Source organism: Pseudomonas sp. v388 (assembly GCF_003935425.1).
Lineage (GTDB): Bacteria > Pseudomonadota > Gammaproteobacteria > Pseudomonadales > Pseudomonadaceae > Aquipseudomonas.
Genome location: NZ_RHQN01000002.1, coordinates 454,976 through 475,041 on the forward strand (window position 1 = coordinate 454,976; position 20,066 = coordinate 475,041).

General features: G+C 61.6%; 13 protein-coding genes. 11 read left to right on the forward strand and 2 right to left on the reverse strand.

From position 1 onward, the window contains the following. Window positions 1–43: 43 nt before the first annotated feature. On the reverse strand, window positions 44–2,482 hold the full coding sequence (locus tag EGJ27_RS06265) for a penicillin-binding protein 1A (RefSeq protein ID WP_371920842.1): 2,439 nt from the start codon (window positions 2,480–2,482) through the stop codon (window positions 44–46). A gap of 207 nt (window positions 2,483–2,689) precedes the next feature. Between EGJ27_RS06265 and EGJ27_RS06270 the strand changes: the two genes are divergently transcribed. The 11 genes from EGJ27_RS06270 to hemE all read left to right on the forward strand — a co-directional run bounded on the left by EGJ27_RS06270 (window position 2,690) and on the right by hemE (window position 18,602). Beyond that, window positions 2,690–3,754, forward strand: a complete 1,065-nt coding sequence (locus EGJ27_RS06270; protein ID WP_125829865.1) for a pilus assembly protein PilM — start codon at window positions 2,690–2,692, stop codon at window positions 3,752–3,754. After that, window positions 3,754–4,323, forward strand: coding sequence for a PilN domain-containing protein (locus EGJ27_RS06275; RefSeq protein WP_125829866.1), 570 nt, complete (start codon window positions 3,754–3,756; stop codon window positions 4,321–4,323). The genes EGJ27_RS06270 and EGJ27_RS06275 overlap by 1 nt, the downstream gene beginning before the upstream one ends. Continuing rightward, complete coding sequence (gene pilO, locus EGJ27_RS06280) at window positions 4,320–4,943, forward strand: type 4a pilus biogenesis protein PilO (protein WP_125829867.1); 624 nt, start codon at window positions 4,320–4,322, stop codon at window positions 4,941–4,943. Before EGJ27_RS06275 ends, pilO begins: the two co-directional genes overlap by 4 nt. Continuing rightward, a complete protein-coding gene (gene pilP, locus EGJ27_RS06285) occupies window positions 4,940–5,467 on the forward strand; it encodes a type 4a pilus biogenesis lipoprotein PilP (protein WP_125829868.1) in 528 nt (175 codons plus the stop codon). The genes pilO and pilP overlap by 4 nt, the downstream gene beginning before the upstream one ends. Window positions 5,468–5,514: 47 nt before the next feature. Further along, entirely contained in the window at window positions 5,515–7,626 is a 2,112-nt protein-coding gene (pilQ, locus tag EGJ27_RS06290) for a type IV pilus secretin PilQ (protein ID WP_177522950.1), read from the forward strand. Window positions 7,627–7,630: 4 nt separating this feature from the next. Next, on the forward strand, window positions 7,631–8,149 hold the full coding sequence (gene aroK, locus EGJ27_RS06295; protein ID WP_125829870.1) for a shikimate kinase AroK: 519 nt from the start codon (window positions 7,631–7,633) through the stop codon (window positions 8,147–8,149). A 128-nt stretch (window positions 8,150–8,277) separates the two neighbouring features. Further along, window positions 8,278–9,381: a 3-dehydroquinate synthase gene (gene aroB / locus EGJ27_RS06300; RefSeq protein ID WP_125829871.1), complete on the forward strand. Its 1,104-nt coding sequence runs from the start codon at window positions 8,278–8,280 to the stop codon at window positions 9,379–9,381. Between the two features lie 10 nt (window positions 9,382–9,391). After that, window positions 9,392–10,996 (forward strand): AAA family ATPase, encoded by a 1,605-nt coding sequence (locus tag EGJ27_RS06305; RefSeq protein ID WP_125829872.1) that lies wholly within the window; start codon window positions 9,392–9,394, stop codon window positions 10,994–10,996. A 359-nt stretch (window positions 10,997–11,355) separates the two neighbouring features. Further along, on the forward strand, window positions 11,356–15,801 hold the full coding sequence (gene gltB / locus EGJ27_RS06315; RefSeq protein ID WP_125829873.1) for a glutamate synthase large subunit: 4,446 nt from the start codon (window positions 11,356–11,358) through the stop codon (window positions 15,799–15,801). A gap of 119 nt (window positions 15,802–15,920) precedes the next feature. Continuing rightward, complete coding sequence (locus EGJ27_RS06320; RefSeq protein WP_125829874.1) at window positions 15,921–17,339, forward strand: FAD-dependent oxidoreductase; 1,419 nt, start codon at window positions 15,921–15,923, stop codon at window positions 17,337–17,339. Window positions 17,340–17,537: 198 nt separating this feature from the next. Then, a complete protein-coding gene (hemE, locus tag EGJ27_RS06325; RefSeq protein ID WP_125829875.1) occupies window positions 17,538–18,602 on the forward strand; it encodes a uroporphyrinogen decarboxylase in 1,065 nt (354 codons plus the stop codon). 189 nt (window positions 18,603–18,791) lie between these two features. Here hemE and EGJ27_RS06330 read toward each other — a convergent pair whose 3' ends face one another. Continuing rightward, the gene (locus tag EGJ27_RS06330) at window positions 18,792–20,057 is read right to left on the reverse strand and encodes an MFS transporter (protein WP_371920836.1); all 1,266 of its coding nucleotides are present in this window, start codon (window positions 20,055–20,057) and stop codon (window positions 18,792–18,794) included. Between the last annotated feature and the right edge of the window lie 9 nt (window positions 20,058–20,066).

Below are 20,066 nucleotides of genomic sequence, written 5' to 3' on the forward strand. Positions count from 1 at the left end.
GCCTCCCACAGGGATCGCAGTCTCTTGCTGGCGAAGGCGTCAGTCAGAACAAATCGATCGGCGCCGATTCGTCTGCCGGCAGCGGGCTGCCTGGAGCGCTGCCGCCCAGTTCGTTCACGCTCGGTGGTGTGTCTTCGCTTTTGAACAGCTCGAAGAATGCATTGGGCGTGCTCGGCGTGGCGGCGCGGCCGCTGACCGGGTCTACCCGCAGGCTCAGGATGCCATCGGGCTCCGGCTGCTGATGCGGCGGCTTGTCCTTGAGCGCAGCGCTCATGTAATCCATCCAGATCGGCAACGCTACCGTGCCGCCGAACTCGTGACGGCCCAGGCTTTCCGGCTGATCGAAACCGCTCCATACCGTGGTCACGTAATCGGCGTTGTAGCCGGAGAACCACGCGTCCTTGGACTCGTTGGTGGTACCGGTCTTGCCGGCGATGTCCGGGCGATTCATCGCCAATGCCCGGCGTCCGGTGCCGCGCTTGATCACGTCCTGCAACATGCTGTTGAGGATGAACGTGGTGCGGCTGTCGACGATACGTTCCGCCAGCAGTGGAATCTGCGGCTGAGCCAGGCCGCTGGCGGAAGTTGCCGTCAGGCCGGGCGCATCGTGCACCGCGAAGGTCGAAGTGTCGGGCGCCGGCTTGCTGTCGGTCTCCGGAACGCTCGGCGGGTTGGCGGCGAACAGGGTTTTGCCGTCACGGTCCTCGATGGTCTGGATCAGGTAGGAATTGACCTTGTAACCACCGTTGGCAAAGGCGCTCCAGCCAGTGGCGATCTCCATCGGCGTCAAGGTTGCGGTCCCCAGCGCCAGCGACAGGTTGCGCGGCAGGTCCTGCTTGGCGAAGCCGAATTTGCTGATGTAATCGATGGTGCTGTCGACGCCCAGCGCCTGGAGCAGGCGGATCGAAACCAGGTTGCGCGACTTGTACAGCGCTTCGCGCAGGCGGATCGGCCCAAGGAACGTATTGGTGTCGTTCTTCGGACGCCAGACCTTGTCCAGGTATTCGTCGACGAACACGATCGGCGCATCGTTGACCAGGCTCGACGCGGTGTAGCCGTTATCCAGTGCCGCGCTGTAAACGAACGGCTTGAAGCTCGACCCTGGCTGACGCTTGGCCTGCATGGCACGGTTGTAGTTGCTCTGCTCGAAAGCGAAGCCACCCACCAGGGCGCGGATGGCACCGTTGCGTGGGTCCAGCGAAACCAGCGCGCTCTGGGCGGCGGGAACCTGGCTGAACTTGAGCGTGGAATCGTCCTGGCGCAATACGCGGATCAGGTCGCCAACCTTGGCAACGTCGCCCGGCTGGCGCGGATTGGCGCCCATGCTGTTGGTGTTCAGGTAAGGCCGCGCCCACTTCATGCTGGCCCAGTCGACGGTTTCTTCCTGCTCGCCGTTGCGGGTCAGAACCCGGATGCCGGTCTTGTCGACCTGGGTCACGATGGCAGGTTCGAGGCCATTGATGGTTCGCTGCTTGGTCAGCTCCTGAACCCAGCCCGCACGGGTCATGCCCGGGAAGCGGCTTTCAGGTCCGCGATAGCCATGACGCTGGTCGTAATCCAGCAGGCCGCGGCGCACGGCGAGTTTGGCATGTTCCTGCAAATCGCTCGGAACGGTAGTGGTGACGCGGAACCCTTCGGTGTAGGCGTCGCTGCCGTAGCGGCCGACCATCTCGGCGCGCGCCATCTCGGCGATATACGGCGCGTCGACTTCCGGCGTCTGCACGTGATAGCTGGCGTTGAGCGGCTCGCTCAGGGCGGCCTGATAGGCGGTCTGGTCGATCTTGCCCAGCCGGTACATGCGGCCCAGGATCCAGTCGCGACGTTCCTTGGCCCGGGCCGGGTTGGCCAGCGGGTTGAAGCGCGACGGGGCCTTGGGCAGACCGGCGATCATCGCCATTTGTGCAAGGCTTACATCGCGAATCGATTTGCCATAGTAGACTTGCGCCGCAGCCTCGATACCGTAGGCCCGGTTGCCGAGGTAGATCTTGTTCACGTACAGCTCGAGGATCTCGTCCTTGGTCAGCTGACGTTCGATCTGCAAGGCCAGCAGGATCTCGGTAGTCTTGCGTGAGAAGCTTCTTTCGCTGGTCAGGAAAAAGTTCTTCGCCACCTGCATGGTGATGGTGCTGCCGCCCGACTGAATATGGCCGCTCTTGACCAGTTGGGTCGCGGCGCGCATCAGGCTGCTGGGATCGACGCCATAATGATTGGCGAAATTGTCGTCTTCTGCCGATAACAGGGCGTTGATGAAATTGGGCGGGATTTCGGCGAAGCGGATCGGGGTGCGGCGCATCTCGCCGAATTCGGCGATCAGCTTGCCGTCGCTGCTGTAGACGCGCAGCGGGATCTGAAGCTGGATACTCCGCAGGGCTTCGACGGAGGGCAGGTTGGGGCTCAGATAGAGGAAGGCGCCACTCAGGCCGAGCAACAGTGCGCAGAAGACTGCTACAAGAGACCACCACAGAAATTTCAGCAGGCGTATCAAGGCTTTTGGATTTCCAGAAAAAGATGGGTTGAGCGCAGGCATTTACAAATGAACACGCCTTGAAGCTTTGGCAAAAGAAAAAAACGCTGGGCATTATAAGCATTTTTCGTCCCGACGCGTGATTTGCGCTACTGTCAAGGCTGCCGACACCGGTGCTGACACGAAATAACTCCGTAAGTGACGGAAACTCATAGGAATCAGGTTGTGTTCGAACTCTTCAGTAAGAAGGCCAATACCCTTCTAGGGATCGATATAAGTTCCACCTCGGTCAAGCTTCTTGAATTGAGTCGTTCCGGCACCCGTTACAAGGTCGAGTCGTACGCGGTCGAGCCGCTGCCGATCAACGCTGTCGTCGAAAAAAACATCGCCGATCTCGAAGGCGTCGGGCAGGCGTTGGCGCGTGTGCTGGTCAAGGCCAAGACCACTACCAGGTCGGTGGCGGTGGCGGTGGCCGGGTCTGCGGTCATTACCAAGACCATCGAGATGGACGCCGGTCTGTCTGACGACGACATGGAAAACCAGCTCAAGCTGGAAGCCGATCAGTACATCCCCTATCCCCTTGAAGAAGTCGCCATCGATTTCGAGGTGCAAGGCTATTCGCTGCGCAACCCCGAGCGGGTCGAAGTCCTGCTCGCGGCGTGCCGCAAGGAAAACGTCGAGGTGCGCGAAGCAGCGCTGGCCCTGGCCGCCCTGACCGCGAAAGTCGTCGACGTGGAAGCCTACGCCCTGGAGCGCTCGTTCGGTCTGCTCGCTGCCCAGCTGGGCAACGGCCATGAAGAACTGACGGTGGCCGTGGTGGACATCGGCGCAACCATGACCACCCTGAGCGTCCTGCACCACGGCCGCATCATCTATACCCGCGAACAACTGTTCGGCGGCCGGCAGCTCACTGAAGAAATCCAGCGCCGCTACGGCCTGTCGATGGAAGAGGCCGGGCTTGCCAAGAAACAGGGCGGGCTGCCCGACGACTACGTCAGCGAGGTGCTCGACCCGTTCAAGGACGCGCTGGTGCAGCAGGTGTCGCGCTCGTTGCAGTTCTTCTTCGCCGCCGGCCAGTACAACTCGGTGGACTACATCATGCTGGCCGGTGGTTCGGCATCGATCGCCGGCCTTGAACATCTGATCCAGAAGCGTCTCGGTACCCCGACCCTGGTCGCCAACCCCTTCGCCGACATGGCCCTGAGTTCCAAGGTCAACGCCGGCGCCCTGGCCAGCGATGCGCCGGCTTTGATGATTGCCTGCGGCCTGGCCCTGAGGAGCTTCGACTGATGGCCCGGATCAACTTATTACCGTGGCGCGAAGAGCTTCGCGAAGAGCGCAAGAAACGCTTCCTGACCGCGCTGGTCGGCGTCCTGCTGCTATCGGCAGGCACGCTGTTTCTGGTGGATCGCTTCATCAGCAACGCGATTACCCACCAGGACGAGCGCAACGCCTTCCTGCAAAAGGAAATCGTCCAGCTGGATATCCGCATCAAGGAAATCAGCGACCTGCGCGCACGTCGCAAGCAGTTGCTGGAGCGCATGAAGATCATCCAGGACTTGCAAGGCAACCGTCCGATCATCGGCCGGGTGTTCGACCAACTGGCGCGGACCCTGCCCGACGGCGTGTATTTCTCCGACGTGAAGATGACCGAGAAGGTCATTGCGATCAGCGGTGTCTCCGAATCCAACAACCGGGTTTCCGACCTGATGCGTAACCTGGATGCGTCCGACTGGCTGGAAGCGCCGAGTCTTACCGAGGTCAAGGCAGCGACGGCCGGCGCCGTGGATCAGGCCAACGTGTTTCAGTTGACCGTGCGTCAGACCCAGCCTGTCGTCGATGAAGGAGCCAAGCCATGAACCTGACCGAATGGCTCGAAGGGCTTCGCAAAGTCGATCTGAACGAACTGGACATCAACAACGTAGGCTCATGGCCGGCTGCGGTGAAAGTCATTTCCGGCGTGCTGGTCATGGTGCTGGTGTTCGCCCTGGGTTACTTCTTTTTCATCCAGGATCTGGAAGCGCAGCTGGACACCGCCCGGGCCAACGAAGTCGCGCTCAAGGAGCAGTTTTCCAGCAAGGCGTTCCAGGCCGCCAACCTGGAAGCGTACAAGAAGCAGATGCAGGAAATGGAAGACACCTTCGGCGCGTTGTTGCGGCAGCTGCCCAGCGACACCGAAGTACCGGGCCTTCTGGAAGACATCACCCGCACCGGCCTGGGCAGCGGTCTTGAGTTCGAGGAAATCAAGCTGCTGCCCGAAGAGGCCCAGCAGTTCTACATCGAACTGCCGATCCAGATCACGGTGGTGGGCGGTTATCACGACCTGGCGACCTTCGCCAGCGGCGTTGCCAGCCTGCCGCGGATCGTCACGCTGCACGATTTCGAGATCAAGCCGATCGATCCCAAGGCGCCGGCCAGGTTACGCATGAGCATTCTGGCCAAGACCTACCGCTACAACGATGAAGGGCTCAAGAAATGAGGTTGGCGCGAGTGTTGTGCGTCAGTGTGATGCTGATCGGTCTGGCGGGCTGCGACGGGGACAAGGAGTTCTCGGACCTGAGCACCTTCATGGAAGAAGTGCGGGCGCGGCCTGTCGGTACCATCGAGGCGCTTCCCAAGTTCTGGTCCTACGAGGCGTTCACTTACAACGCGGCCTCGTTGCGCAGCCCGTTCCAGCCGCCGATCAAGATCGACCTGCAGAATCGTCAGAAGGGGTCGCGGCTGGTGGCGCCGGACGAGAACCGGGTCAAACAGTTTCTCGAAGGCTTCAACATCGAAACCTTCGAGATGGTCGGTACCATCGGCAACGGCTCGGGTACATTCGCGCTGTTGCGCGGAGCCGGAGGAGTGCATCGCGTGAAGGTCGGTGATTATCTGGGACGCAACAACGGTCGAATAGTGTCGGTCAGCGATGGGCAGGTCGATGTCATTGAAATTGTTCCTGATGGAGAGGGGGCCTGGCTGGAAAGGCCGCGCAGTATCGCTCTCAAAGAACGCTCATGAAGTGGGCAAGGCCAAGCATGCTTAACACCGCAAAACGGAAACTGACCATGACCAGGATTCTCTCGATCATCGGCGCATCGCTATGGATAGCGATGACCTCGCCGGTTCTGCAGGCCGCCAACCTCAAGACGCTGGATGTCGCTGCGCTGCCGGGCGACCGGATCGAGCTCAAACTGTCGTTCGATTCGCCGGTTCCGGCGCCGCGCGGCTACACCACTCAGGAGCCTGCGCGCATCGCGCTGGACCTGCCGGGCGTGACCAGCCAGCTGGCGACTCGCAGCCGCGAGCTGGGCACCGGCAATGCGCGCAGCGTCGTGGTCGTCCAGGCGCAGGACCGGACCCGCATCATTATCAACATGACCACGCTGTCGGCCTACAGCACTCGGGTCGAAGGCAACAATCTGTTCGTGGTCGTCGGGCAGGGCGCCGCCGCGGCGCAAGCGTCCCAGCCAAGCACGGCAATGGGCGCGCCACGGATTGCCACGCCGGTTCCGGCACCTGCACCGAGCCAGGCCAGGCCGTTCGTACCGGCCGGCGTCAAGGCGATCCGGAATGTCGATTTTCAGCGTGGCGAGCTGGGTGAAGGCAATGTCGTCATCGAGCTGAGCAATCCCGGCATCGCGCCGGATATCCAGGAGCAGGGCGGCAAGATTCGCGTCGACTTCGCCAAGACCACGCTGCCGGACCCGTTGCGGGTGCGTCTGGATGTGAAGGATTTCGCCACACCTGTGCAGTTCGTCAACGCCACGACCGTCGGTGACAAGACCAGTATCACCATCGAACCGTCCGGCGCGTTCGATTACTCGGCGTTCCAGACCGAGAACAAACTGACCATCAGTGTGCGCCCGCTCACCAATGAAGACCTGGATCGCCGCGCGGCGGACAAGCCGGTGTACACCGGCGAGAAGCTGTCGCTCAATTTCCAGGACATCGATGTGCGTTCGGTGCTGCAGCTGATCGCCGACTTCACCAACCTCAATCTGGTGGCCAGCGACACGGTCCAGGGCGGCATTACGTTGCGCCTGCAGAACGTGCCCTGGGACCAGGCACTGGATCTGGTGCTCAAGACCAAGGGGCTGGACAAGCGCAAGATCGGCAACGTGTTGCTGGTAGCGCCGGCGGATGAAATTGCCGCCCGCGAGCGTCAGGAACTGGAGTCGCTCAAGCAGATCGCCGAGCTGGCGCCGCTGCGCCGCGAGCTGTTGCAGGTCAACTACGCCAAGGCCGCCGACATTGCCAAGCTGTTCCAGTCGGTGACCAGTGCCGAGTCCAAGACCGATGAGCGCGGTTCGATCACGGTCGACGACCGGACCAACAACATCATTGCCTATCAGACCCAGGATCGCCTCGACGAGCTGCGCCGTATCGTTTCACAGCTGGATATTCCGGTACGCCAGGTGATGATCGAAGCGCGGATCGTCGAAGCCAACGTCGACTATGACAAGCAGCTCGGCGTTCGCTGGGGCGGCCGTACCAACCTCAAGGGCAGCAGCAACTGGAGTGCCGGCGGTCTGGATGACAACGGCGACGAAGCGGGCAACGACGGCAACAGCCTGGGACCGAACATTCCATTCGTGGATCTGGGCGCCGCGGACGCGACATCGGGCATCGGCCTGGGTTTCGTGACCAACAACACCCTGCTGGACCTGGAACTGAGCGCGATGGAGAAAACCGGTAACGGTGAAATCGTCTCGCAACCCAAGGTGGTCACTTCCGACAAGGAAACCGCCAAGATCCTCAAGGGCACTGAAGTGCCTTACCAGGAATCCAGCTCCAGCGGCGCCACCACCGTGACCTTCAAGGAAGCGGCCCTGTCGCTGGAAGTCACGCCGCAGATCACGCCGGACAACCGGGTGATCATGGAGGTGAAGGTCACCAAGGATGCGCCCGATTATCTCAACGCCGTGCTGGGCCAGCCGCCGATCAGCAAAAATGAAGTCAACGCCAAGGTGCTGGTGGCCGATGGCGAGACTATCGTGATAGGGGGCGTGTTCTCCAACACACAAAGTAAAGTTGTCGATAAAGTGCCATTTCTCGGCGATGTGCCGTATGTTGGCCGCCTTTTCCGGCGTGACGTGGTCTCAGAAACCAAATCCGAGCTGCTGGTGTTTCTGACTCCGCGTATCATGAACAACCAGGCGATTGCGGTGAGTCGTTGATTCTGTGCGAAATTTAATACTCGTAGGGCCGATGGGTGCAGGCAAAAGCACCATCGGCCGTTTGCTTGCCAAAGAGCTGCGGCTGCCTTTCAAGGATTCCGACAAGGAAATCGAATTGCGGACCGGCGCCAATATCCCCTGGATCTTCGACAAGGAAGGAGAGCCGGGCTTTCGCGACCGTGAGCAGGCGATGATCGCCGAGCTGTGCGAGTCCGACGGCGTGGTGCTGGCGACCGGCGGCGGTGCCGTCATGCGCAGCGAAAACCGGCGTGCGTTGCACGCAGGCGGGCGCGTGGTCTATCTGCATGCATCGGTCGAGCAGCAGGTCGGGCGCACCGCGCGGGACCGTAATCGACCGCTGTTGCGCACGGCGGACCCGGCCAAGGTGCTGAGCGAACTGCTGGCGATTCGCGACCCGCTGTACCGGGAAATCGCCGATCTGATCATCGAAACCGATGAGCGGCCGCCGCGAATGGTGGTGCTCGACATCCTGGCTCTGCTGGCGCAGCTTCCTCCCCGTTAAAGCGCAGACAAAAATGCGTTATCCTCGGCGACCAATAAAATAACGACGGCTTGCGGCTTTGGCCTGTGGCCGTCCTGGCGCATGAAAATCCTGCGTCAGTGCCCAATCGGTAATCAATGTGGGGACACATGCAGACACTTAAGGTCGAGCTTGGTGAGCGTAGCTACCCGATCCATATTGGCGAAGGCCTGCTGGATCGTCCCGAACTCCTGACCCCGCACATCGTTGGGCGGCAGGTGGCGATCGTTTCCAACACGACAGTGGCGCCGCTGTATCTTGAGCGGTTGACCCGCACCCTGGCCGGCTACAACGTGCTGCCCATCGTGTTGCCCGATGGCGAGGCGTTCAAGAACTGGGAAACCCTGCAAACCATTTTCGACGGCTTGCTGACGGCCCGGCATGATCGCCGCACCACCGTGATCGCTCTGGGCGGCGGTGTGATCGGCGACATGGCCGGCTTTGCCGCCGCGTGCTACCAGCGTGGCGTCAATTTCATCCAGATCCCGACCACTCTGCTGTCCCAGGTCGATTCGTCGGTGGGCGGCAAGACCGGCATCAATCACCCGCTGGGCAAGAACATGGTGGGGGCGTTCTATCAGCCGGGCGTCGTGCTCATCGACACCACCACGCTCAATACCCTGCCCGAGCGTGAGCTGTCCGCCGGACTGGCCGAGGTGATCAAGTACGGGCTGATCTGCGACGAGCCGTTCCTGACCTGGCTCGAAGAACATGTCGAGCAGTTGCGCGGGCTGGACCAGGCGGCACTGACCGAGGCCATCGAGCGCTCCTGCGCTGCCAAGGCGCTGGTGGTCGGTGCCGACGAGCGTGAGTCCGGAGTGCGGGCGACACTGAATCTGGGGCACACGTTCGGCCACGCCATCGAGACGCACATGGGATATGGTGTCTGGCTGCACGGCGAGGCAGTTGCCGCCGGCACGGTCATGGCCCTGGAAATGTCCCAGCGCCTGGGCTGGATCACCTCTGACGAGCGTGACCGTGGCATTCGCCTGTTGCAGCGCGCCGGCCTACCGGTGGTGCCGCCTCAGGACATGACGCAGGACAATTTCCTCGAACACATGGCGATCGACAAGAAAGTCATCGACGGACGTCTGCGGCTGGTGCTCCTGCGCCGGCTGGGCGAAGCGGTTATCACGGACGATTATCCAAAAGAAGTACTACAGGCCACCCTGGTTGCGGACTACCGCGCCCTGGTGGATCAGCTTAGAGGTTAACGGAAAACCCATGACTAGTTTGCATGCCGACGAGGCCTTCCTCGGTCATTATCAGTTGAGTCATGACCCCTTTGCGGCGCGGGTACCTGGCTTCAAATTCTTCCCTGCCCAGCGCAAGCCGGTGCTGGGTCAGCTTCATCATCTGGCGCGCTACAGCCAGCTGTTGTTGGCCGTCACCGGCCCGCAGGGCAGCGGCAAGACCCTGCTGCGCCAGGCACTGGTGGCGAGCACCAATAAACAGTCGGTCCAGAGCGTGGTGGTTTCGGCGCGAGGTGCCGGCGATGCGGCCGGCGTCCTGCAGCAGGTAGCGCAGGCGTTGAGCGTCGCCCACGCGGAAATGCAGGCCATTCTTGCCCAGGTCGTGCAGCTGGGGCTGACCGGCCAGGAAGTCTATCTGCTGGTGGACGATGCGGAACAACTCGGCGATTCGGCGCTCGAAGCCTTGCTGGGGCTGGCCGAAGGCACGCCGGAAGGTCGGCCGCATGTGTTCCTGTTCGGCGAGCCATCGTTGCTCGATCGCCTGGATCAGTTGTGCGCTGCATTGCAGGGCGATGTCGAAGGCGAACGCTTTCATGTCATCGAGCTGCAACCCTACACGGAAGAGGAAACGCGCGAGTACCTGGCGCAACGGCTCGAAGGTGCGGGGCAGTCAATCGCCTTGTTCACCGCCGACCAGATTACCGATATCCATGAACAATCCGATGGCTGGCCTGGGGCAATCAACCAGGTGGCCCGCGATTCTATGATCGAGGCGATGATCGCGAGTCGCTCCGCGGTCAAACGTCCAAGTGTGGGGTTCAACATGCCGAAAAAACACGTATTGGCTCTCGGCGCAGTAGTGGTCGTGGCCGTGGCAGCAGCAGTGCTGATCCCCGGTCGGGACGACAAGGCTCCGGCCAATGCTCCTGCCAACGCTCAGGCGCAATTGCCGCTGGGTCAGGGCACGCCTTCAGCCCAGCAATCGAACAACGGTGGCCCGGCCATCGAGTTCGCGGGCAACTCCCAGCCTCAGTCTCTGCCGCTGGTCGGCAATTCCCAGCCGGTGATGCGCGGCCCGCTGGCCGAGGCGGCCGGTTCCAGTGATGTCGACGAGGATGCGGTGCCAACCGGTTCGCCTGCCCAGCCGCCGACCGTCACCACCACTGCACCACCTGCCGGCGTCCCAGCGGGGCAGGCAGCCGCTCCAGCGCCACGCTCGACCATCCCGGCTCCGGCCGCGGCGCCGCAGCCTGCTCCGGTGGTCAAGCCGGCTCCGGCACCGACTCAGGTCGCCACTGCCAAGCCTGCACCCAAGCCCGCCGAAAAGCCTGCCGCCAAACCAGCGGCCGGTGGCAGCTGGTACAGCAGTCAGGCGCCGGGCCGTTATGTGGTGCAGATTCTGGGCACCAGCTCCGAAGCCACCGCTCAGGCCTATGTGGCCGAACAGGGCGGCGAGTACCGTTATTTCAAGAAAACCCTGCAGGGCAAGCCTCTGTACGTCGTGACCTACGGTAACTTTTCCGACCGTGCTGCCGCTCTGGCAGCCATCAAGGTATTGCCAGCCAAGGTTCAGGCTGGTAAACCTTGGCCTCGTACTGTCGCCAGCGTTCAACAAGAGCTCGGCGCCACTCGCTGAAGTCGCAGCGGCCTTATCCAGGCCGCTCACCCGGCAACCCCTGATTTTACCCGCTTGAGCGCACCGCCTCTGGGTGGTGCGCCTTGTGGCGTCTGCGTCACAAACGCTCAGAAGTCCTCGTCGCTTCGGTCAGTTTCACGAAAAAATGTTTTGACTAGCACGGCGGCGCACTCTAAAACCTTCAAAATTGCGACAATAAATATCGGCCAATCGTCGCAAAATTTGTGAGCCTTTGTATCGCTGTGTACAATGACCTCCGTTTTGCCTGTCCAAAGCCGGCGTGCGTTCGGCGTGACAAGTAAGTGGTTGAATTAAAAAGGAAAAGCCTCTGATAGAGGCAGCCTGGTGAGAAAGTGTCTATGAAAGCAGGTCTGTACCAACCAGATGAATTCAAGGATAACTGCGGCTTTGGCCTGATCGCTCATATGCAGGGCGAGCCCAGTCATCACCTGTTGCAGACGGCGATCCAAGCCCTGACCTGCATGACCCACCGTGGTGGGATCAACGCCGACGGCAAGACCGGCGATGGTTGTGGTTTGTTGATCCAGAAGCCCGATGCATTCCTGCGCGCCGTCGCCAAGGAACACTTTGGTGCCGAACTGCCGCGCCAATACGCCGTAGGCATGGTGTTCCTGAATCAGGACGACGCCCGCGCCGATGCTGCCCGTGAAAACATGAACCGCGAGATCCTGGCCGAAGGGCTGGAGCTGATCGGCTGGCGCCAGGTGCCCATCGACACCAGCGTTCTGGGTCAACTGGCGCTGGAGCGCCTGCCGAAGATCGAGCAGGTGTTCATCGGCGGCGACGGCCTGAGCGATCAGGAATTCGCGATCAAGCTGTTCAGCGCCCGTCGTCGCTCGTCGGTGGCCAATGCCGCCGACACCGACCACTACATCTGCAGCTTTTCGCACAAGACCATCATCTACAAAGGTCTGATGATGCCGGCCGACCTCACGGCCTTCTTCCCGGACCTGAGCGACGAGCGCCTGCAAACCGCGATCTGCGTGTTCCACCAGCGTTTCTCGACCAACACCCTGCCAAAATGGCCGCTGGCCCAGCCGTTCCGCTTTTTGGCGCACAACGGTGAAATCAACACCATCACCGGTAACCGCAACTGGGCGCAGGCGCGCCGCACCAAGTTCACCAACGATCTGATGGATCTGGAAGAACTCGGTCCGCTGGTCAACCGTGTGGGTTCCGACTCCTCCAGCATGGACAACATGCTCGAACTGATGGTCACCGGCGGCATCGACCTGTTCCGTGGCGTGCGGATGATCATTCCGCCTGCGTGGCAGAACGTCGAGACCATGGACCCGGACCTGCGTGCCTTCTACGAATATAACTCCATGCACATGGAACCGTGGGATGGCCCGGCCGGTATCGTGATGACCGAAGGTCGCCACGCGGTCTGCCTGCTCGACCGCAACGGCCTGCGCCCGGCGCGCTGGGTCACCACCACCAATGGCTACATCACCCTGGCGTCGGAAATCGGCGTGTGGGATTACAAGCCTGAAGACGTGATCGCCAAAGGACGCGTCGGTCCGGGCCAGATCTTTGCGGTGGACACTGAAACCGGTCAGATCCTCGACACCGATGCCATCGACAACCGCTTGAAGTCGCGTCATCCGTACAAGCAATGGCTGCGCAAGAACGCCCTGCGCATCCAGGCGACCATGGAAGACAACGACCACGGTTCGGCTTTCTACAACAGCGACCAGCTCAAGCAGTACATGAAGATGTACCAGGTCACGTTCGAGGAGCGCGATCAGGTGTTGCGTCCATTGGGCGAGCAGGGCCAGGAAGCGGTCGGTTCCATGGGCGACGATACGCCGATGGCGATCCTGTCGCGCCGCGTTCGTTCGCCTTACGATTACTTCCGCCAGCAGTTCGCGCAGGTCACCAACCCGCCGATCGACCCGCTGCGCGAAGCCATCGTCATGTCGCTGGAAATCTGCCTCGGTGCCGAGCGCAACATTTTCCAGGAGTCGCCAGAGCACGCTTCCCGTGTAATCCTCAGTTCGCCGGTCATTTCCCCGGCCAAGTGGCGTTCGCTGATGAACCTGGAGCGTCCCGGTTTCGAGCGGCACATCATCGACCTGAACTACGACGAGCAGATCGGCCTGGAAGCCGCGATCCGCAACATCGCCGATCAGGCCGAAGAAGCCGTGCGCGCCGGTCGCACCCTGATCGTGCTGAGCGACCGCCATATCGCGCCGGGCAAGTTGCCGGCGCACGCTTCCCTGGCGGTCGGCGCGGTCCACCACCGCCTCACCGAACAGGGTCTGCGTTGCGACAGCAACATCCTCGTGGAAACCGCCACCGCGCGTGATCCGCACCACTTTGCCGTGCTGATCGGCTTCGGCGCATCGGCGGTCTACCCGTTCCTGGCCTACGAAGTGCTGGGCGACCTGATCCGCACCGGCGAAGTGCTGGGCGACCTGTACGAAGTCTTCAAGAACTACCGCAAAGGCATTACCAAGGGCCTGCTCAAGATCCTGTCGAAGATGGGTATCTCGACCATCGCTTCGTATCGCGGCGCGCAATTGTTCGAAGCGATCGGTTTGTCCGAAGACGTCTGCCACACCAGTTTCCGGGGTGTGCCGAGCCGCTTGAAAGGCGCGCGCTTCGTCGATATCGAAGCCGAGCAGAAAGCCTTGGCTGCCGAAGCCTGGAGCCCGCGCAAGCCGATCCAGCAAGGTGGCCTGCTCAAGTTCGTGTTCGGTGGCGAATACCACGCCTACAACCCGGACGTGGTCAGCACCCTGCAAGCCGCCGTGCAGCAAGGCGACTACAGCAAATTCAAGGAATACACCGCGTTGGTGGACAAGCGTCCGGTGTCGATGATCCGCGACCTGTTCCAGGTCAAGACCCTCGACCAGCCGCTGGCTATCGACGAAATCGAACCGCTGTCCGAAATCCTCAAGCGCTTTGACTCTGCCGGTATTTCCCTCGGCGCTCTTTCCCCGGAAGCCCACGAAGCGTTGGCCGAGGCGATGAACCGCCTGGGCGCGCGCTCCAACTCTGGTGAAGGCGGTGAAGATCCGGCGCGCTACGGCACCATCCGCAGCTCCAAGATCAAGCAGATCGCGACCGGCCGTTTCGGCGTCACGCCTGAATACCTGGTCAACGCCGATGTGTTGCAGATCAAGGTCGCCCAAGGCGCCAAGCCGGGCGAAGGCGGGCAGCTGCCGGGTGGCAAGGTCAACGGCCTGATCGCCAAGTTGCGCTATGCCGTACCGGGCGTGACGCTGATTTCGCCACCGCCGCACCACGACATCTACTCCATCGAAGACTTGTCGCAGCTGATTTTCGACCTCAAGCAGGTCAACCCGGCGGCACTGGTTTCGGTCAAGCTGGTGGCGGAAGCGGGCGTCGGCACCATCGCCGCAGGCGTGGCCAAGGCCTACGCCGACCTGATCACCATATCCGGCTACGACGGCGGCACCGGCGCTTCGCCGCTGACCTCCATCAAGTATGCCGGCGCGCCGTGGGAACTGGGCCTGGCGGAAACTCACCAGACCCTGCGCGGCAACGACCTGCGCGGCAAGGTTCGCGTGCAGACCGACGGCGGCCTGAAAACCGGCCTGGATGTAATCAAGGCAGCCATCCTCGGCGCCGAAAGCTTCGGTTTCGGCACCGCGCCAATGATTGCGCTGGGCTGCAAATACCTGCGTATCTGCCACCTGAACAACTGCGCCACCGGCGTTGCGACCCAGAACGAGAAGCTGCGCAAGGATCACTACATCGGCACCGTCGAGATGGTGATCAACTTCTTCACCTATGTGGCGCAAGAAACCCGTGAGTGGCTGGCCAAGCTGGGTGTTCGTTCGCTGGAAGAGCTGATCGGTCGCACCGACCTGCTGGACATCCTGCCGGGCGAGACCGAAAAACAGCAGCATCTGGACCTCACGCCGTTGCTGGGCAGCGACCACATTCCGGCCGACAAGCCTCAGTTCAGCCTTGTAGACCGCAACCCGCCGTTCGACAAAGGCTTGCTGGCCGAGAAGATGGTCGAGATGGCCAAGCCTGCCATCGAGTCCCTCAGCGGCGGCGAGTTCGAACTGGATATCTGCAACTGCGACCGCTCCATCGGCGCGCGGATTTCCGGCGAGATCGCCCGGCTGCACGGCAATCAGGGCATGAACAAGGCGCCGATCACCTTCCGCTTCAAAGGTACTGCCGGGCAGAGCTTTGGTGTGTGGAACGCCGGCGGCCTGAACATGTACCTGGAAGGCGACGCCAACGACTACGTCGGCAAAGGCATGACCGCCGGCAAGCTGGTGATCGTGCCGCCCAAAGGCAGCCCGTTCAAGACCAACGAAAGCGCCATCATCGGCAATACCTGCCTGTACGGCGCCACCGGCGGCAAGCTGTTCGCGGCCGGCACGGCGGGCGAGCGCTTCGCGGTGCGCAACTCCGGCGCGCATGCGATCGTGGAGGGCACCGGCGACCACTGCTGCGAGTACATGACCGGCGGTTTCGTCTGCGTACTGGGCAAGACCGGCTACAACTTCGGCTCCGGCATGACCGGCGGTTTCGCTTACGTGCTCGATCAGGACAACACCTTCGTTGACCGGGTCAACCACGAACTGGTCGAGATCCAGCGCATCAGCGGCGAAGCGATGGAAGCGTATCGCACCCATTTGCAGAGCGTGCTGGATGAATACGTTGCGGAAACCGACAGTGAGTGGGGTCGCAATCTCGCGGAAAACCTGGACGACTACCTGCGTCGTTTCTGGCTGGTCAAGCCCAAGGCTGCCAACCTGAAGTCGCTGCTCTCCAGCACCCGGGCAAATCCGCAGTAACGCAGCTGCGAGCGGCACGCTTCAAGCCGCAAGTTAACGGCAGTGCGCGAACGCCTGCGAATTCGATTTCTAGCAGCTTGAAGCTTGTAGCTTGAAGCTGCCGTAACGAGGCAACACCCATGGCTGAACGTCTCAGTAACGACTTCCAGTTCATCGATGTCGGGCGTAAAGATCCGAAGAAGAAACTGCTGCGTCAACGCAAGAAAGAGTTCGTGGAAATCTACGAACCCTTCAAGCCCCAGCAGTCCGCCGACCAGGCGCATCGCTGCCTGGGTTGCGGCAACCCGTATTGCGAATGGAAGTGCCCGGTGCACAACTTCATTCCCAACTGGCTCAAGCTGGTCGCCGAAGGCAACATCCTGGCGGCCGCCGAGCTGTCGCACCAGACCAACACCTTGCCGGAGGTCTGCGGCCGCGTGTGCCCGCAGGACCGGCTGTGTGAAGGCGCCTGCACCCTGAACGACGGTTTTGGTGCAGTGACCATCGGTTCGGTGGAGAAATACATCACCGACACTGCGTTCGCCATGGGCTGGCGCCCGGACATGTCCAAGGTCGTGCCGACCGGCAAGCGCGTGGCGATCATTGGCGCCGGACCTGCGGGCCTGGGTTGTGCCGACGTGCTGGTGCGCGGCGGTGTGACACCTGTCGTATTCGACAAGAACCCGGAAATCGGCGGTCTGCTGACCTTCGGTATTCCCGAGTTCAAGCTTGAAAAGTCGGTATTGAGCAATCGCCGTGAAGTGTTCACCGGCATGGGAATCGAATTCCGCCTCAATACCGAAGTCGGCAAGGACGTCAGCGTCGATCAACTGCTCGAAGAATACGATGCCGTGTTCATGGGCATGGGCACCTACACCTACATGAAGGGCGGCTTCCCCGGCGAAGAGCTGCCGGGTGTGCATGACGCGTTGGACTTCCTGATCGCCAACGTCAACCGCAACCTGGGATTCGAAAAGTCGCCGGAAGATTTCGTCGACATGAAGACCAAGCGTGTGGTCGTGCTGGGCGGCGGCGACACGGCGATGGACTGCAATCGTACTTCGATCCGCCAGGGCGCCAAGTCGGTCACCTGCGCTTATCGTCGCGACGAAGAAAACATGCCGGGTTCGCGCAAGGAAGTGAAGAACGCCAAGGAAGAAGGCGTGAAGTTTCTCTATAACCGCCAGCCCATCGCTATCGTCGGCGAAGACAAGGTCGAGGGTGTGAAGGTGGTCGAGACCCGTCTCGGCGAACCGGATGCCCGTGGCCGTCGCAGCCCCGAGCCGATCCCCGGTTCCGAAGAAATCATTCCGGCAGACGCCGTGGTGATTGCCTTCGGCTTCCGCCCAAGCCCGGCGCCATGGTTCGAGCAGTTCCAGATCAACACCGACAGCCAGGGCCGCGTCATTGCGCCTGAACAGGCGCAATTCAAGCACCAGACCAGCAACCCGAAGATCTTCGCCGGTGGCGACATGGTGCGCGGCTCCGACCTGGTGGTCACCGCCATCTTCGAAGGCCGCAACGCGGCTGAAGGGATCCTGGATTACCTGGGCGTCTAAATGATGGTGTAGGAGCCAGCTTGCTGGCGAAGAGGGATTCGCATTCAACTGGTTGCTGAATGTTATACCGCTTTCGCGAGCAAGCTCGCTCCTACAGTGCCGTCACAAATCGCCCCGATAGATAAAAGAATCCGCATCCGCCGTGCCTTTTGGGTCGCGCTCTGAGAAAATGCCCGCACTTTTTTTGCGGATGCCGACATGACTGCCCTGAAGAACGACCGTTTCCTTCGCGCCCTGCTCAAGCAACCCGTGGACGTCACGCCGGTATGGATGATGCGTCAAGCGGGCCGTTACCTGCCGGAATACCGCGCCAGCCGCGCCAAGGCCGGTGACTTCATGAGCCTGTGCAAGAACCCGGAGTTCGCCTGCGAAGTCACGATGCAGCCGCTTGAGCGTTATCCGCTCGATGCTGCGATCCTGTTTTCCGACATCCTCACCATCCCCGACGCCATGGGCCTGGGCTTGTACTTCGAGACCGGCGAAGGTCCGCGTTTCAAGAAAACCGTCTCCACGCTGGCCGACATCGAAGCGCTGCCGATTCCCGATCCGCGTGCCGATCTGGGCTACGTGATGGATGCGGTCAGCACTATCCGCCGTGAACTCAATGGTCGCGTGCCGCTGATCGGTTTCTCCGGCAGCCCGTGGACGCTGGCGACGTATATGGTCGAGGGCGGTTCGTCCAAGGATTTCCGCAAGTCCAAGGCCATGCTCTACGACAACCCGCACGCCATGCACCTGCTGCTGGACAAGCTGGCGCAGTCGGTGACGTCGTACCTGAACGGCCAGATCCTGGCCGGTGCCCAGGCCGTGCAGATTTTCGATAGCTGGGGCGGCAGTCTGTCGTCGGCGGCGTATCAGGAATTTTCCCTGGCCTATATGCGCAAGATCGTCAGCGGTTTGATCCGCGAGCGCGATGGCCGCAAGGTGCCGGTGATCCTGTTCACCAAAGGTGGCGGGCTATGGCTGGAAAGCATCGCGGATGCTGGTGCCGACGCGCTGGGTCTGGACTGGACGTGCGACATCGGTGAAGCCCGTCGCCGGGTCGGCGAAAAGGTCGCGCTGCAAGGCAATATGGACCCCACCGTGCTTTACGCACGTCCTGAAGCGATTCGTCAGGAAGTGGCGCGCATCCTCGCCAGCTACGGCAGCGGCACCGGCCACGTGTTCAACCTCGGCCACGGCATCACCCCGGAAGTCGACCCGGCCAATGCCGGCGCGTTCATCGAAGCGGTGCATGAGATGTCGTCGCAGTATCACCAGTAACGAACCGGGTCTGCAGGCGCGGACGTTGTGGGAGCGGACTTGTCCGCGAATACGTAGGTAAAAATGACGCACATGTTGCGACTGTACCGATGCCTTCGCCAGCCAGCTGGCTCCTACAATCGTGGTGCCGTGTCTTGTAGGAGACAGCTTGCTGGCGAAGACGACATTCGAGGTGTCCGGGATGTCGTTCTACGCCTTGACCAGCGGCTGCAACTTCGCCAGTCGCAGCGCCACTCCCAGAGCGAGTAGCAGCACTGCGCCGATGAACAGCCCGATGCCATTCCAGCCCGCGTAATGCCAGAACAACCCTCCACCGGTCCCCGCCACGCTTGATCCTGCGTAATAACAGAACAGGTACAGCGATGACGCCTGCCCGCGCGCCTTGGTCGCGCGGCGGCCCACCCAGCTGCTCGACACCGAGTGAGCGCCGAAGAAACCGAAGGTGAAAATCAACACCCCGATGATCACCACCGGCAGTGGCGAAAACAGGGTCAGGCTCATGCCCACCAGCATCATCACAATCACCGCCCACAACACCTTGCGCCGCCCGAGCCGATCAGCCAGCGAGCCGATTTTCGCCGAGCTGTAGATTCCCGACAGATACACCACCGAGAACACGCCCACCACCGCCTGGCTCAAGTGGTACGGCTCGGCCAGCAACCGATAGCCGATGTAGTTGAACAACGTGACGAAGGCGCCCATCAACAAAAAGCCCATCAGAAACAGCAGCGGCAGACCGGCATCGCGAAACTGGACGACGAAGCCGTCCAGCAGGCTGCGAGGGTGCAGCGACCGAGGCCGGAAGTTGCGTGAATCCGGAAGCATCTTCCAGAACACCACGGCGGTGATCAGCGCGACGCCACCCACCACCAGCATTGCCGCGTGCCAGCTCACGTAGTCGATCATCACTCCGGCAATCAGCCTGCCACTCATGCCGCCCACAGCGCTGCCGCCGATGTACAGCCCCATCGCCAGACCCAGATGGGCCGGATGGATTTCTTCGCTCAGGTAAGTCATCGCCACCGCCGCCAGTCCGCTGAGGGAAAGACCCACCAGCGCGCGAGTCACCAGCACGGTTTCCCAGGTCGGCATCAAGGCACTGGCGATGGTCGCCAGGGCCGCGCAGAACAGCGCCAGAACCATCACCGCCTTGCGCCCGAGACGATCGGAAATCGGGCCGGTGATCAACAGACCGACGGCGAGCATGGCAGTGGCCACCGACAAAATCAGGCTGCTTTCGGCAGCGTTGATCGAAAACTCACGAGACAGTAACGGCATCATCGGCTGCACGCAGTACAGCAGGGTGAAGGTCGAAAAGCCGCCGGCGAACAGCGCCAGCACCGTGCGCTTGAATAATGGAGTGCCCTTCTCGATGTAGAGGTCAGCGAGCGGGATGGATGCCTTCATCGTCTCCGATGGTTGATCAGCGGCAAGCGGTGCATGCGCAGGGTTCACGGTAAACCT

Excerpts from the sequence above, each read along its gene's own strand:
- pilP (WP_125829868.1), top strand. The coding sequence starts at position 4,940 with ATGAGGTTGGCGCGAGTGTTGTGCGTCAGTGTGATGCTGATCGGTCTG.
- EGJ27_RS06275 (WP_125829866.1), top strand. The coding sequence starts at position 3,754 with ATGGCCCGGATCAACTTATTACCGTGGCGCGAAGAGCTTCGCGAAGAG.
- pilO (WP_125829867.1), top strand. The coding sequence starts at position 4,320 with ATGAACCTGACCGAATGGCTCGAAGGGCTTCGCAAAGTCGATCTGAAC.
- pilQ (WP_177522950.1), top strand. The coding sequence starts at position 5,515 with ATGACCAGGATTCTCTCGATCATCGGCGCATCGCTATGGATAGCGATG.
- gltB (WP_125829873.1), top strand. The coding sequence starts at position 11,356 with ATGAAAGCAGGTCTGTACCAACCAGATGAATTCAAGGATAACTGCGGC.
- aroB (WP_125829871.1), top strand. The coding sequence starts at position 8,278 with ATGCAGACACTTAAGGTCGAGCTTGGTGAGCGTAGCTACCCGATCCAT.
- EGJ27_RS06305 (WP_125829872.1), top strand. The coding sequence starts at position 9,392 with ATGACTAGTTTGCATGCCGACGAGGCCTTCCTCGGTCATTATCAGTTG.
- hemE (WP_125829875.1), top strand. The coding sequence starts at position 17,538 with ATGACTGCCCTGAAGAACGACCGTTTCCTTCGCGCCCTGCTCAAGCAA.
- EGJ27_RS06320 (WP_125829874.1), top strand. The coding sequence starts at position 15,921 with ATGGCTGAACGTCTCAGTAACGACTTCCAGTTCATCGATGTCGGGCGT.